Source organism: Streptomyces sp. NPDC043996 (assembly GCF_056435225.1).
Window position 1 is genome coordinate 292154 of sequence record NZ_JBWKEY010000007.1, and the last position, 13975, is coordinate 306128.

General features: G+C 73.0%; 10 protein-coding genes, 1 tRNA gene and 1 pseudogene. 7 read left to right on the top strand and 5 right to left on the bottom strand.

What is annotated here, in order from left to right; translation table 11 throughout:
• Positions 1–2 precede the first annotated feature (2 nt).
• The 4 genes and pseudogenes from AC07A4_RS20600 (at position 3) to AC07A4_RS20615 (ending at position 6242) form a co-directional block, all read left to right on the top strand.
• Complete coding sequence (locus tag AC07A4_RS20600) at positions 3–3527, top strand: AfsR/SARP family transcriptional regulator (protein WP_478600574.1); 3525 nt, start codon at positions 3–5, stop codon at positions 3525–3527.
• Positions 3528–3930: 403 nt separating this feature from the next.
• Positions 3931–4650, top strand: coding sequence for a hypothetical protein (locus AC07A4_RS20605; protein ID WP_478600577.1), 720 nt, complete (start codon positions 3931–3933; stop codon positions 4648–4650).
• Between the two features lie 672 nt (positions 4651–5322).
• Positions 5323–5679 (top strand): annotated as a pseudogene (locus tag AC07A4_RS20610) (helix-turn-helix domain-containing protein); the annotation flags it as partial.
• Positions 5676–6242 (top strand): flavoprotein, encoded by a 567-nt coding sequence (locus tag AC07A4_RS20615; protein WP_478600579.1) that lies wholly within the window; start codon positions 5676–5678, stop codon positions 6240–6242. The pseudogene AC07A4_RS20610 and the gene AC07A4_RS20615, both read left to right, overlap by 4 nt.
• Positions 6243–6379: 137 nt before the next feature.
• On the opposite strand, the gene AC07A4_RS20620 is transcribed toward AC07A4_RS20615, so the two are convergent.
• A tRNA-Arg gene (locus AC07A4_RS20620) sits at positions 6380–6452 on the bottom strand.
• A gap of 11 nt (positions 6453–6463) precedes the next feature.
• A complete protein-coding gene (locus AC07A4_RS20625; RefSeq protein WP_478600581.1) occupies positions 6464–7558 on the bottom strand; it encodes a LysR family transcriptional regulator in 1095 nt (364 codons plus the stop codon).
• Between the two features lie 123 nt (positions 7559–7681).
• Between AC07A4_RS20625 and AC07A4_RS20630 the strand changes: the two genes are divergently transcribed.
• The 3 genes from AC07A4_RS20630 to amaB all read left to right on the top strand — a co-directional run bounded on the left by AC07A4_RS20630 (position 7682) and on the right by amaB (position 11941).
• Positions 7682–8839 carry an NAD(P)/FAD-dependent oxidoreductase gene (locus AC07A4_RS20630; RefSeq protein WP_478600584.1) on the top strand — a complete coding sequence of 386 codons (1158 nt, stop codon included), beginning with the start codon at positions 7682–7684 and terminating at the stop codon, positions 8837–8839.
• A 43-nt stretch (positions 8840–8882) separates the two neighbouring features.
• Complete coding sequence (hglS, locus tag AC07A4_RS20635) at positions 8883–10304, top strand: 2-oxoadipate dioxygenase/decarboxylase (protein WP_478600586.1); 1422 nt, start codon at positions 8883–8885, stop codon at positions 10302–10304.
• A gap of 101 nt (positions 10305–10405) precedes the next feature.
• Positions 10406–11941 carry an L-piperidine-6-carboxylate dehydrogenase gene (amaB, locus tag AC07A4_RS20640; RefSeq protein WP_478600589.1) on the top strand — a complete coding sequence of 512 codons (1536 nt, stop codon included), beginning with the start codon at positions 10406–10408 and terminating at the stop codon, positions 11939–11941.
• 12 nt (positions 11942–11953) lie between these two features.
• Here the strand turns inward: amaB and AC07A4_RS20645 are convergent, their stop codons facing one another.
• The 3 genes from AC07A4_RS20645 to AC07A4_RS20655 form a co-directional block, all read right to left on the bottom strand.
• Complete coding sequence (locus tag AC07A4_RS20645; RefSeq protein ID WP_478600592.1) at positions 11954–12463, bottom strand: GNAT family N-acetyltransferase; 510 nt, start codon at positions 12461–12463, stop codon at positions 11954–11956.
• Between the two features lie 89 nt (positions 12464–12552).
• Complete coding sequence (locus AC07A4_RS20650; RefSeq protein ID WP_478600595.1) at positions 12553–13368, bottom strand: SDR family NAD(P)-dependent oxidoreductase; 816 nt, start codon at positions 13366–13368, stop codon at positions 12553–12555.
• A gap of 122 nt (positions 13369–13490) precedes the next feature.
• Positions 13491–13781, bottom strand: a complete 291-nt coding sequence (locus AC07A4_RS20655) for a hypothetical protein (RefSeq protein ID WP_478600597.1) — start codon at positions 13779–13781, stop codon at positions 13491–13493.
• Positions 13782–13975: the final 194 nt, after the last annotated feature.

A 13975-nucleotide genomic window follows, 5' to 3' on the forward strand; every position in this document is an offset into this window, starting at 1 on the left:
TGATGCGCTTCGGGGTGCTGGGACCACTTGCGGTGTGGGCGACGGACGGCGAACGCGCGTCGGTGCCCGAGCCGAAGGTGCGCGCCCTGCTGGCCGGCCTGCTGGTCACGCCCGGACAGGTCGTCTCGACCGATCGGCTGGCCGAAGACCTGTGGGGCGGGACGCCGCCCGCCCGCCCGGCCGCGGCCCTGCAGACCCTGGTGTCCCGGCTGCGCAAGGCGCTGGCGGCCGCCGGGGGAGACGGCGAGGTGGTGCACAGCCCGCCGGGCTACCGGCTGCGGGTCGCCGACGGCGCGGTGGACTCGGCGCGCTTCCTCGTGCTGGCCGACCGGGCCCGGCGGGCCGCCGCACCCCGCGCGCGGGCCACGGGGTTCGCCGAGGCGCTGGCCCAGTGGCGGGGGCCCGCCTTCGCCGGTTTCGCGGACGAGCCGTTCGCCCGGGCGGCGGCGGCCCACCTTGAGGAACAGCGGCTCCTGGTCCGTGAGGAGCTGGCCGAGGCCCGGCTCCAGCTGGGTGAACACGGCCCGTTGGCCGGTGAGCTCAGGGAGCTGACGGAGCGGCACCCGCTGCGCGAGCGGCTGCGCGCCGCCCATATGCGCGCCCTGTACGGCAGCGGCAGGACCAGCGAGGCCCTTGAGGTCTACCAGGAGGTACGCGGACTGCTCGCCGAGGAGCTGGGTCTTGAGCCCGGGCCCGAACTGGCGTCGCTGCAACGGCAGATCCTCAACCAGGAGGTCCAGTCCCCTCCCATCGCGCACGCTGTGCCGACGGAGGAGGCCCGTCCTCCCGCGGTGGCGGCGAAGCTTCCCGTTCCGCTCTCCGGCCTGATCGGGCGGTCGCGATCAGTGGCCGACGTACGGGCGTTGCTCATGACGGAGCGGCTGGTGACGCTGACCGGACCGGGCGGCGTCGGGAAGACCCGCCTTGCCCTGGAAGTCGCGGGCGCTGCGGAGACAGGTCACGGCGGCGGGTCGAAGACAGGTCACGGCGACGAGGCAGAGACAGGCCACGGCGGCGGGCTGGAGACAGGCCACGGCGCCGGGTCGCAGACAGACCACCGCACCGGGGCGAACCCCACCGGCCGCGAGGAGGCCGCGCCGCAGTTCCCGGACGGAGCATGCCTGGTGGAACTCTCCGGCGCGGCACGTTCGGCCGGATCATCGGGCACGGCGGTGGACGAGCTGGCCGAGCTGGCCGCCGTGGCGCTGGGCGTCAGGGACGACGCCCGCCCCGGCCCAGCGCCCTCGTCGGCGGCCGGAAGCCCGCACCCCCTGGCCGACCGCCTCGCCGACGCGCTGCGCGACCGGCGGCTCCTGCTCGTACTGGACAACTGTGAGCACGTCATCGAGGCGGTGGCGGCCCTGGCACGGCTGCTGCTGCAGGCCGCGCCGGAGATACGCGTCCTCGCCACGAGCCGCGAACCTCTGGACATCTCGGGTGAACAGCTGTGGCCGGTCGAACCGTTGGACGTACCGGCGCCCGGAGCCGCACCGTCCGACGTGCTGCGGTCGAGCGCGGTCCAGCTCTTCGTCGCGCGCGCCGCAGCCGTGTCGCCCGGCTTCACCCTCTCCGAGGGCGACGCCGAGGCGGTCGCCACCATCTGCCGCCGTATGGACGGCATTCCGCTCGCCGTCGAGCTGGCGGCCACCCGGCTCCGCGTCCTGGGCGTGGACGCGCTCGCCGAGCGGCTCGACGACCGGTTCGGCCTCCTGACGAGCGGGCGGCGGGACGCCCCGGCGCGGCAGCGGACCCTGCGCGCGGTGATCGACTGGAGCTGGGACCTGCTGACCGCCGCCGAGCGCGCGGTGCTGCGCCGCCTGGCGGTCCACCCCGACGGCTGCACCCTGGACGCCGCCGAGGCCCTCTGCTCAGGGGGCGGGGTGAAGCCGGACGAGGTCGTCGGGCTGCTGGCCCGACTCGTGGACCGGTCACTGGTGGTCGTCGCCGACAGCACACAGGACCCCGCCGCATCCGAAGGGCCGCGCCGCTACCGGCTGCTGGAGTCGGTGGCGGCGTACTGCCTGGAACAGCTGCGCACGACACGGGCGGACCCGCACCACGGAGGCACCCAGACGCACCGGAGCGAACCCGCGACCGAGTACGACCACCTGCGGCACGCCCACCTCCGCCACTACACCGAGCTCGCCGAGCGGGCCGAGAACCACCTGCGCGGCGGCGACCAGCAGCGCTGGCTGCGCCGCCTCGACGCCGAGGCGGCCAACATGCGCACCGCACTCGACACCGCGGCCGCCACGGGCGAGGCCGCGCTCGCCCGGCGCCTCGTACGGGCCATGTCCTGGTACTGGTTCCTGCGCGGCCGGCTCACCGAAGCGAAGCGCTGCCTGGTCACCGCGCTGGCCGTCGCGGAGCTGCCCGAGACGGGCCAGGCGACCGGGACACCGGGTGGTGACCGCGCCCACGTGGCCGCGTGGCACGCGGGAATGACCCTGCTGTCGGGCGACCCACTGGGTTCCGGCCGAGCGAGCCGCGTACCGCTGCGCCTGTACGAGGAGTTGACCGACGTCGGCGGGATCGACCGGGTCGGCCCGGGCTGGTTCCTCGCCCACGCCGCGACGATGTTCGGCGCGCTGGAGGTGGGAGAGGAGCTGGTACGCCGGACACTGGCCGACGCCCGGACGGGGAGCGACCGCTGGGGCGTGGCGGCGACGCTGAGCGTACGAGGCGTGCAGCGGTACGTACGCGGTGAGCTGGCGGCCTCCCGCTCCGACGCCGAGGAAAGCCTGGCCCTCTTCCGTGAACTAGGTGACAAATGGGGCCAGTTGCAGGCCACGGGTGTGCTCGGCAGGTTGGCGGAGATCGAGGGCGACTACGGGTCCGCGGAGGCCGAGCATCAGACGGGCCTGCGCATCGCCGAGGACCTGGGCCTGTGGACCGAGGCATCCGTCCGCTGGTCGGAACTGGGCCGTATCGCTCTGCTCCAGGGTGACCACGCGCGAGCCGACCGCCTCCACCACAACGGCAGGCGCCTCGCCGTCCAGCACGCCGATCGCCGCGCCCAGGAGTCCGCCGAGGTGGGACTCGCGCTCGGCGCCCGGCGCTCGGGACGCCTGGCGGACGCCGAGCCGTACCTGCGCACCTGGTTGAAGTGGAATCGCCGCTTCGAGGCCGAGAACGGCACCGCCCTCATCCTCGCCGAACTCGGCTTCATCGCCGAACTCCGGGGCGACCACGAGGCCGCCCTGACCCTCCACACCGAGGGCCTCGCGGCCGCCCGCGCCACCGGGGACCCCCGAGCCGTCGCCCTCGCCCTCGAGGGCCTGGCGGGCGCCCACCACCTGACCGGCCACAGCGAACTCGCCGCCCGCCTCCTCGGCACCGCCTCCCGCTCCCGCACCGCCGTGCGGGCACCCCTGCCCCCGGCCGAACGCGGCGACGTCGACCGCATCACCACCGCAGTCCGGACCACCCTGGGCGAACCGGGCTTCGCCGAGGCGTTCGCGAGCGAGGACATCGACGCCGAGCAAAACCCTGGCCTGGGGAAGATCCCCAGGCCAGCGGTGCAATGAGTGGTGCCCCCGGCAGGATTCGAACCTGCGACACCCGCTTTAGGAGTGGGATTGGATCCTTGCCGGGGGGTGCTCGATGCTGCCGCAGGTTGCTGTTTCGCCTGATCAGAGCCACGCGGTGTCGTACCTCATCCCGCTCGTGACACCCCATGCCGCACGATCCGCTCACGCAGCGCGCACGCACGAAGCTCGTGTGCCTTGTCGCGGCGTATGCGCCCGGGTAGCCTCTTGCTGTTATGCAGGCCCGGGCTGGAGTGCTGGGCCTGACAGCAACCAGCCTTGACTATGCGGATGAGCATGTAGCTCGAACGACACGTCGATTGGCGGGATTCCCCATTACCTGCGGCTGTATCGGCGCGCGTACGTACCGGTGCAGCTTCTGAGACGTGATACGAGGCAGAAAATGATTCATTCGTTCATCGCCCACACGAGCCCAGGGCGGAGCAGAGTGTTCGCTCTTGTTAAGGGCCCTCGCGACGAATTGGAGGCAGTCACCACGCTTGGAGCGGGCGATGTCCATCTGACCGGGGAACTGGTCGATGCGCTCAACGGTTTCCTGGCCGACCGGGACGCGACTGCCCTCGGAGTGGTGCTGGATCGAGTCCCGAAGCCTGTGCGCATGGCCGCGCAGCAGTACCTCAAGAACAAATGCGCACCGCCGCTCGGAGCCTTCACCGGGTTCGGGCCAATCGACGTGGTTCGTGATGCTGTCTACTTTGGCGAGATTGACGATGAGCTCGAGGAGTACCTTGAGGGCGCCTACATGATCGGGCTCGGCATCCGTATGTCAAACGAGCGCGACAGTGACGGTGACGTCGGCTGGGTCATCCAATTGCTCAGCGACGAGGTCTCCGTGCCAGCCAGCTCCGAGCCTCGCACTTGGGCCCTGCCCGGAGAGGCGAAGCTCCTGCGGACCTGGACGAGTAAGCGGCTGGCTGAAGGTATCGGACCTGTCCGTAGCGCACTCAGTCTGGCGGAGGACGCAAGCGCTCAGGGGCGTTGGACGAGGATCCATACGCTGCTACACAGCCACCGCGATGTCGACTTCGAGGGCAGCGGAACATCAGAGTTCGTCGTCGACGTCTTCGATGCGCCGATCCCGCCGCAGAGCTTGGGCGAGTAGGTCGGCCCTACTGTTGCCCCAAGGCCGTGGCTACTGGGCGACTGTGAGTACGACCGGCGCAGTCGCCGGCCTTAGGGCAAAGGTTCAGCGTCAGGCTGTGGGCCACCATATTGGCGGTGGCCCACAGCCTGACGCTGACCGCGGTCGCTTCCTGACAAAGACTGCATCCTCCTGAACCTGTCAGATTGGTACGCAGCCTCAGACGTGCCAGTGCTCCGATCTTGGGGGACTTCTCCCGCTGGAGCCCAAGGCCCGAGGCTTGACCTCTCCTGGACATAGCGGGGCGAGGTAGACGCTCGCAGTACCTTCCGCATCGCGCGTATCGTCACTGCGGACGACCCTTCTGGCGAGGATCTTGTAGCCCTCGAACTGGCCATCGTCGTAGGCACCGTGCTGCCGCCAAGTCGCCGTGGTGATGAGTCGTCCGTTCGCTTGTCCGGTGGAGATCAACCTTCCTTAGACTGGGAAGGTGTAACGGACCAAGGTGCGCTGACGCTGCCATCCGGCTCCCAGCCGTCGTTTCTTACCCTCTTAGCTTCCTCATGCCGACCCATCGATTCCAGAACCCTCTCGGCGCACTCGACGCGCTCATGGGAAGCATCGGGATCGCTTATAGACCTGAGCCATGAGAGGGCGTCGAGTGCCCGTTCAGCGCGTAGCAGCAGTTCGACTGCTCCTGACGCCTGGGCCAACTTCAGCCCGGCCAACGTCTCCCTGCACGCACTCAGTGCGGCCGTCGCCTTCGGCGATGCGGGCGTCGCCCTGGAGACTGCCCGCCCTCTCATGCGCCGGCACATTCCCGTCCCCGAGCGCCGTGCCGCCCTGTGGGTCGAAGCCGCCCGCGCCTACAGCCAACAGGGCCGCCTCGCCGACGGCTACCAGGCTCTGCGCATCGCCGAGAGCTGCGCGGCACAGGACATCCGCCGTCCGGCCGTCCGCGAGCTGGTCGCCGACATGGCCGCTCGCGACCGGCACCGTACGCTGCCCGAACTGCACCGCTTCAGCCGTCAACTGGGAGTCCCCGCGTGAGTGATCAGCCAGACCAGTCCGTGCAGCAGACCAAGAAGCCCTTCCTGTACGTCGTCGTCTGTGCGTCCGGCATCGCTGGCGACGTCGGCAAGCTGATCACCGCGGCGCAGGAGGAGAACTGGGACGTCGGCGTCGTCGCCACTCCGCAGGGGCTCGGCTTCATCGACGCCGAGGCGATCGAGGATCAGACCGGCTACCCGATCCGCTCAGCGTGGCGCTCGCCCGGTGACCCTCGCCCGCTGCCGCCCTCCGATGCCATCGCGGTTGCGCCCGCCACCTTCAACACGATCAACAAGTGGGCCGCGGGCATCTCCGACACCCTGGCGCTGGGCATCCTGTGCGAGGCCTACGGCTTCGGCATCCCGACCGCCGTGCTTCCGTACCTCAACTCCGCGCAGGCCGCCCACCCTGCCTACCGGAAGAGTCTGGACCGGTTGCGCGAGATGGGCGTCCTGATCGGCTCGTACGAGCCGCACCGGCCGAAGGCCGGCGGCGGGGCCGATCGCTTCCGCTGGGAAGAAGCCCTGGAGTTGCTCACGCCCAGGTTGTCCGAGCGGTCGTGATCAGTGGTGCCCGTACCTGCGGCGGTTGCGGGAGCGGGACAGCTGCGGCTCACGCAAACGGCCCCGGACGAGGAGTCCGAGGCCGAGTAGGGGCCCTCCCTGGGGGATAAAGCCCAGGTCAGAGCGGTAACGCGTTGTGCCCCCGGCAGGATTCGAACCTGCGACACCCGCTTTAGGAGAGCGGTGCTCTATCCCCTGAGCTACGAAGGCGTGGCGCCGTCCTAGAGGGCGGCTTTGGACAGGGTATCCGATGGGGGCGTGGGGGTGGGGTGGAGGACCGTGAGGAGGGCCGTCAGGGTCGGGGGCGGGGCCGGGGTGGTGCGGTGGACGGCGACGATGTGGCGGAGCGGGGGGTCGGCCAGGGGGATGACGTCCACCCGGGAGGGGCGCAGGTGGAGCATCAGGGGGGTGACGGGGGTGACCCCGATGCCCGCCTCGACCAGGGCGAGGGCCGCCGCCGTGTCCGTGACCTCGTGGTCGACGCGGGGTTCCACACCGGCCCTGCGGCAGGCGGTGCGGATGGCGCGGCCGTAGAAGGTGGCGGCGGGCGGCAGGATCCAGGGGAGGGGCTGGGTGGCGGGGAGCGGGAGCGGGAGCGGGGTCTGGGGGAGGAGGCCGGGGGGTGTGGCCTGAGCGGGGAAGCCGGGGAGTGTGGTCTGGGGGAGGAGGCCCGGCGGTGTGGCCTGAGGAGGGAGGCCGGTGGGTGTGGCCTCAGGAGGGAAGCCGGGGGGCGTGGCCTGGGGTGGGAAGCCGGAGGGCGGGGTCTGGGGGAGGAGGCCCGGCGGTGTCGCCAGGGAGAAGTGTTCCGTGTGGAGGGGGAGGACGGTGAGGGCGGGGTCGCGGGTGATGGGGGCGTCGGGGTAGTCCAGGCCGAGGGCCAGGTCCACGTGGGCGGACGTCACCGCGTCGTAGACGTCGTCCACGTCCGGCATGTCCCGGGTGTGGATCTCCAGGCCGGGGTACGCCTCGCGGGCGCGGCGCAGGGCCTGGGGGAGCAGGTCGGCCGCGGCGGTCGCGAAGAGGGCGACGCGGAGCACGCCGGTGATCTCGGTGCGGGTGCGCTCCAGGGCCGCCAGGGCCTCCGTCTCCGCGGCGAGGATGCGGGCCGCGTGCTGGGCCAGGGTGCGGCCCGCGTCGGTGAGTTCGACCCTGCGGCCGGCCTTGCGCAGGAGCTGGGCGCCGGTGGCCCGTTCCAGGGCGGCGATCTGCTGGGAGACCCCGCCCGGGGTGTAGCCGAGGGCGGCCGCCACCGCCGTGATCGTGCCACGTCTGCTCAGCTCCACCAGGGAGCGCAGCTGGGCGCTCGTCCAGTTCATCCCGTGACCTTAGGCGACCGTATAGGCGACGTAAACGGTCATGCGCACGGACTGTTCATGGACCCGAACTGTCCGTCTGCGTCACGATGGCGCCGCCGGACAGCGTGGGAGGAGTGGGTCGCCATGGTCGCGTCGTCGCGTGTCGTGATCGTCGGTGGGGGCGTCATGGGGGCGTCCATCGCCTTCCATCTCGCCGAGGCCGGAGCCAGGGACGTGGTCGTCGTGGAGCGGGGCGCGCTCGGGTGCGGCAGCTCGGGGAAGCCCATCGGCGGGGTGCGGGCCCAGTTCTCCGACCCGGTGAACATCGCCCTCGGCCAGCGCAGCCTGCGGGCCTTCGGCGCGTTCGCCGAACGGCCCGGCGGCGACATCGGGCTGCAACGCGTCGGCTATCTGTTCCTGCTCGACGACGCCGGGGCCGTGGCGGCCTTCGAGCGGAGCGTCGCGGAGCAGGTCGGCATGGGCGTGCGCTGCCGGATGGTGGGGCCCGACGAGGCGCGGGAGCTGTGTCCGTGGGTGCGGACGGAGGGGCTGATCGCCGCCGCCCACTCGCCCGACGACGGGCACGCCCGGCCCGGCGCCGTCGTCGACGGGTACGCGCGGGCCGCCGCCGCGGCCGGGGTCTCCTTCCTCACCGAGACCGCCGTGACCGGGATGGACGTGCGCGGCGGGCGCGTCACCGCCGTGCGCACCGACCGCGGCGTGCTCCCCTGCGCCGCCGTGGTGTGCGCCGCGGGCGCCTGGTCGGCGGGGGTCGGCGAGATGGCGGGCGTCACGCTGCCGGTGCGGCCCGTGCGGCGGCAGATCGCGTTCACCGCGCGGCCCGCGCCGCCCGCCCCCGCCCCGTCCCGCATCCCGTTCACCATCGACTTCTCGTCGACGGCGTACTTCCACGGCCGCGACGACGGGCTCCTGATCGGCCTCGCCGACCCGCGGCAGGAGGACGGCTTTGATACGACGTGGACTAAGGACTGGGTCGGTCTGTTCCGGGACGCCATGCGCGTACGGGCGCCCGCGCTCGCCGACCTCGACGTCCTCGGCGGCTGGGCCGGACTCTACGAGGTCACCCCCGACCACAACGCCCTCGTGGGCCGGGACGGCGACGTCTCCAACTTCCTGTACGCCACCGGGTTCTCCGGGCATGGATTCCTCCAGGCCCCGGCCGTCGGGGAGGTCGTGCGCGATCTGTTCCTGGAGCGCGAGCCGCCCGTGGACGTGTCGTCCCTGAGCGCCGACCGGTTCCGGGTGGGCGCGGGCGGCAGGCCCGAGGCCCACGTCGTGTGACGGCCCCCGGCCACCGCCGGACCCGTAGAGGAGAGGAGCCCCCATGACCCCCCACCACGCCCCCTGGCAGCTGCGCGCCGCCTTCGCCGTCCGGCTCTCCGCGATGTACGGGCGCGAAGTCCCCGCGTACGCCACCCTCGTCGACGTCTCCCGCGAGGTGAACGAGGACGTCCTGCGCGCCCGCGGCGCCGACGCCGAGCGGCTCGGCTCCATCGGCCGGGTCACCGCCGAGCGGCACGGCGCGATCCGCGTGGGCACCCCGGCCGAACTCGGCCAGGTGGCCCGGATCTTCGGGGCGCTCGGGATGCGGCCCGTCGGCTTCTACGACTTGCGCGAGGCCGCCGCCAGCGCCGTGCCCGTCGTGTCCACCGCCTTCAGGCCCGTCGCCGCCGACGAGCTCGCCCGCAACCCCTTCCGCGTGTTCACCTCCCTGCTCACCCCCGCCGACCCCCGGTTCTTCGACGACGGCCTGCGGCGGCGCCTCGAAGGGTTCCTCGCCGCGCGCGAGCTGTTCCCCGCCGAGCTGCTCGCCCTCGCCGACCGGGCCGAGCGCGACGGCGGCCTCGGCGGCTCGGACGCCGAACGGTTCCTGGAACTCGCCGTGGCCGCCTTCGAGTTGTCCGCCGAACCCCTCGACAAGGGCTGGTACGAGGAGCTGGAGCGGGTCTCCGCCGTCGCCGCCGACATCGGGGGCGTGCGCGGCACGCACCTCAACCACCTCACGCCCCGCGTCCTCGACATCGACGAGCTGTACCGGCGCATGACCGCGCGCGGCGTCGAGATGATCGACACCGTGCAGGGGCCGCCCGCCTGGGAGGGCCCCGACGTGCTGCTGCGGCAGACCTCCTTCAGGGCTCTCGACGAGCCCCGCGCGCTGCGGCTCGCCGACGGCCGGGTCGTCACCGGGACGCTGCGGGTGCGGTTCGGAGAGGTGGAGGCGCGCGGGATCGCGCTCACGCGGGCGGGGCGCGCCCTCTACGACGACCTGCTCACCCGCGTCGACGAACGGGCTCCCGCCGGGCCCGCCGAGCGCGCGGACGCCGCCCGGGAGCTGTGGCGCGCCCGCTTCCCCCGCACCGAACGGGAGCTCGCCTCGCGCGGGCTCGGCCACTTCACGTACCACGTCGTGGCGGACCCGCCGCGCGCCGGGAGCCCGCCGCCCGCCCGCCTCCAGGACCTCGTCGACCAGGGGTGGGTGCGGGCCGAACCCCTCGTGTACGAGGACTTCCTGCCCCGCTCGGCCGCCGGGATCTTCCAGTCCAACCTGCGCGACGCGGGCGTACGGGACGACGGGCGGGCCGGTGTCGCCTACGACCTGGACTGGATGTCCGGGGTGCTCGGGCGGGAGGTGGCGGATCCGTTCGCGCTGTACGAGGCGCGTGAGCGGGGGTCCCTGGAGCGGGTCGCCGGGGAACTTGGGCTCCCCGGCGGGCTCCCCGGCGGGCTCACCGAAGGTCCCGCCTGAGGGCTCGGCCCCCCGTCCGCCCTTCATCGCGCTGCGCGCTCGTCCTCAAACGCCGGACGGGCTGAATACGTCCGGACCGGCTGACTACACAAGGAGACCCCATGACCTCTGCGACCCCCACCCTGCCCACCACCGACTCCCTGCGCGACCGCGCCCGTTCCGCTCTCGGTGAGGTCGGGGCGCGCGTTCCGGAAGGGGGCGGGCTCGTCGCTCGTACGCCCCTCACGGGGGAGGACCTCTTCCCGGTGGGCGCGGCCACGGCGGAGCGGGCCGGGGAGGCGGTCGGGGCCGCGGCCGAGGCGTTCCGGGTGTGGCGGGCGGTGCCCGCGCCGCGGCGCGGGGAACTGGTGCGGCGGCTCGGGGAACTGCTCCGCGTCCACCAGGGCGACCTCGCCGACCTGATCACCATCGAGGCGGGCAAGATCCGCTCGGAGGCGCTCGGCGAGGTGCGGGAGATGATCGACATCTGCGACTTCGCGGTCGGCCTTTCGAGGCAGCTCTACGGGCGGACCATCGCCTCCGAGCGGCCCGGACACCGCCTCGCCGAGACCTGGCACCCGCTCGGCGTCGTCGGCGTCATCTCCGCGTTCAACTTCCCGGCGGCCGTCTGGTCCTGGAACACGGCCGTCGCCCTGGTCTGCGGCGACACCGTGGTGTGGAAGCCGTCCGAGCTGACGCCGCTGGTCTCGCTCGCCTGCGACCGGCTCCTCGCCCGCGCCGCCGAGGACGTGGGCGCGCCCGCGGGGGTGCACCAGCTGCTGCTCGGCGACCGGGCCGTGGGGGAGCGGCTTGTGGACGACCCGCGGGTGGCGCTCGTCAGCGCCACCGGGTCCACGCGGATGGGCCGCGAGGTGGGCCCGCGCGTCGCCGCGCGCTTCGGGCGCTCACTGCTCGAACTGGGCGGGAACAACGCCGCCGTGGTCGCGCCGTCCGCCGATCTGGACCTCGCCGTGCGCAGCGTCGTGTTCGCGGCGGCGGGCACCGCCGGGCAGCGGTGCACGACGCTGCGCCGCCTCATCGCGCACGAGAGCGTCGTGGACGCGCTCGTCGCCCGGCTCGCGGCCGCGTACCGGAAGCTGCCCATCGGCGACCCCTTCGACGAGGGCACCCTGGTGGGGCCGCTGATCTCGGTGGCCGCGCTCGACCGCATGCAGGACGCGCTCGCCCGCGCCCAGGCCGAGGGCGGCAAGCTCCTCGCGGGCGGCCAGCGGCGCCTCGCCGGCCTCGCGCCGGACGCCGCGTACGTCGAGCCCGTCCTGATGCGCGTCGACGGGCAGCGGGGCGTGGTGCGCGAGGAGACCTTCGCGCCGGTCCTGTACGTGCTGACGTACGACCGGTTCGAGGAGGCCGTCGCGCTGCACAACGACGTGCCGCAGGGGCTCTCGTCCAGCGTGTTCACGCGCGACCAGCGCGAGGCCGAGCTGTTCCTGTCCGCCGAGGGCTCCGACTGCGGCATCGTCAACGTCAACATCGGCACGTCGGGCGCGGAGATCGGCGGGGCCTTCGGCGGCGAGAAGGAGACCGGCGGCGGGCGCGAGTCCGGATCGGACGCGTGGCGCGCGTACATGCGGCCCGCCACGAACACCGTCAACTACTCGGGCGAGCTCGCCCTGGCGCAGAACGTCAGCTTCCTCTAAGGCCCTAGGGTTCTACCCCCGGCCGTCCGCGGCCGTGACGCGGGTCAGGTCGAGGGTGTACGTGACGCCGGGCTGCCCGTCGAGGACGGTGTCGCCGCCGGGGACGAAGCCGGTGCGGGCGAGCACGGCCTGGGAGCCGGGGTTGTCGAGGGTCGTCGCGGCCCGCAGCGACGTCAGGCCGTACTCCGCGAGGGCGAGCACGCACACCTGGCGCACGGCGGACGTGGCGAGCCCCTGGGAGGAGGCCTTCTTGGCGACGCGGTAGCCGAGATCGGCCGCGCCGTCCGCCACGTCCACCAGGTTCACCCGCCCGAGGATCTCGCCGTCGCCGCCCACCAGGACGTGGAAGTGGCAGGTCCCGGCCTCCTGTTCGGCGAGCAGGGCGCGGTGGCGCGCGTCGAACGCCGTGAAGTAGTCATCACCGCGGTCCGGGACCGACGCGGCGAAGTAGGCGCGGTTCTCGCGTTCGAAGGCGAGCAGGGCCGGGGCGTGGTCGGCGCGCAGGCGCTGGAGTTCGGGCATGGCCTCACGGTACGTCGGCCGGGGCCGCCACCGGCAGTGATTAACGCCCTCTGAGCAGGCGGCCCTTCCCGTTCCGGCCCCGGCCCCCGCTAGTCGCGCGGCGTCAGGGAGAACCCGAAGGGGACCGTCCCCGGGTCGACGGCCGTGACGCCGCCGTCGACGGTGAGCGTCGCGCCGTTCACGAAGGACGCGGCGGGCGAGAGCAGCCACGCGATGGCCTCGGCGACCTCTTCGGGCGTGCCGGTGCGGCCCGCCGGGATCAGCCGCGTGGCCTCCTCGTACGCGGTGTCGATGCCCGCCATGCCGTCGCCGAGGCCCGCGGCCTGGGCGAACACGGCCATGCGCCGGTCGGCCATCTCCGTGCGCACCCAGCTCGGGCAGACGGTGTTGGCGCGCAGGCCGCGGGCGCCGTAGTCGACGGCGAGGGAGCGGCACAGCTGGAGCAGCGCGGCCTTGGAGGTGGCGTAGGCGGCGTTGCCGACGCCGTTGCGCAGCGCGGACACCGAGGCGACGGCGACGACCGAGCCGCGGGTCTCAAGGAGGTGCGGCAGCGCGGCCCGCAGCAGGTGGAAGGGGCCGGTCAGATTGGTGGTGAGGACGGTCTCCCAGTCCTCGGGCGACAGCTCGCCGACGGCGCCCGGGCGGCCGACCCCGGCGTTCAGGACGACGCCGTCGAGCCGCCCGTACGCGTCCACGGCCGCCGCGACGAGGGCGGCCACCGCATCGGGGTCGCCCGCGTCGGACGGGTGGGCGAGCGCGCCGGTCTCCTCCGCGAGGCGGCGCAGCGGTTCGGGGCGCCGCCCGGAGACGACCACCTGGTGCCCGGCGGCGCGCAGTTGGCGGGCGGTGGCGGCACCGATGCCGGTACCGCCACCGGTGACGAGGACAACGCGGCTGTCAGCCATGGTCGTTCAGCCTCCCTGAAGGGCTCGCCCTGATGGCGCTGGTCCTGATGGCGCGTGCCCCACCACTCTGTCATCCCCGCCCACCGGCCCCACCGGCCGCCCGCGTTACGGGCGGCCGTCCCTCAGTCGACGTACACGCTGGTTCCGAACTCGGAGACCGACGACTCGCCGGGAGCGACGAGTGCGAGGAGGGCGCCGGTGCAGTCCGGCCCCGAGAAGACGAGAGCGGCCTCGTCGGTGTGGTTGTCGACGGTGAGCGGCCGGCTGTCCGTGTCGTAACAGCCGCTGGGGTCCGCGTACTCGACGCCGCCGACGACCAGTACCCCTTCCGCGGCGAGCGCGGAGCCCGGCAGCGCGAGCGCGAGCGTTCCGGCCGCGACGACGGATCCGAGGGCGAGGGCGATACGACGCATGAGCGGTCCTCCTGACGATCGGGGCCGCCGAACGCGGCCCACGCGAGAACCGAACGTACGCGATCAGGCACGTACCGTCACCGGCGCGCGGGGGCTCAAGATCCCGAGTGCGGGGGTTCCCGCACGCCAGGTCGTGTGTTACCTTGCGAACAGCACGTGCGTACGCCCCTTCTGGGTGCCGTGCTTCCCCTCTC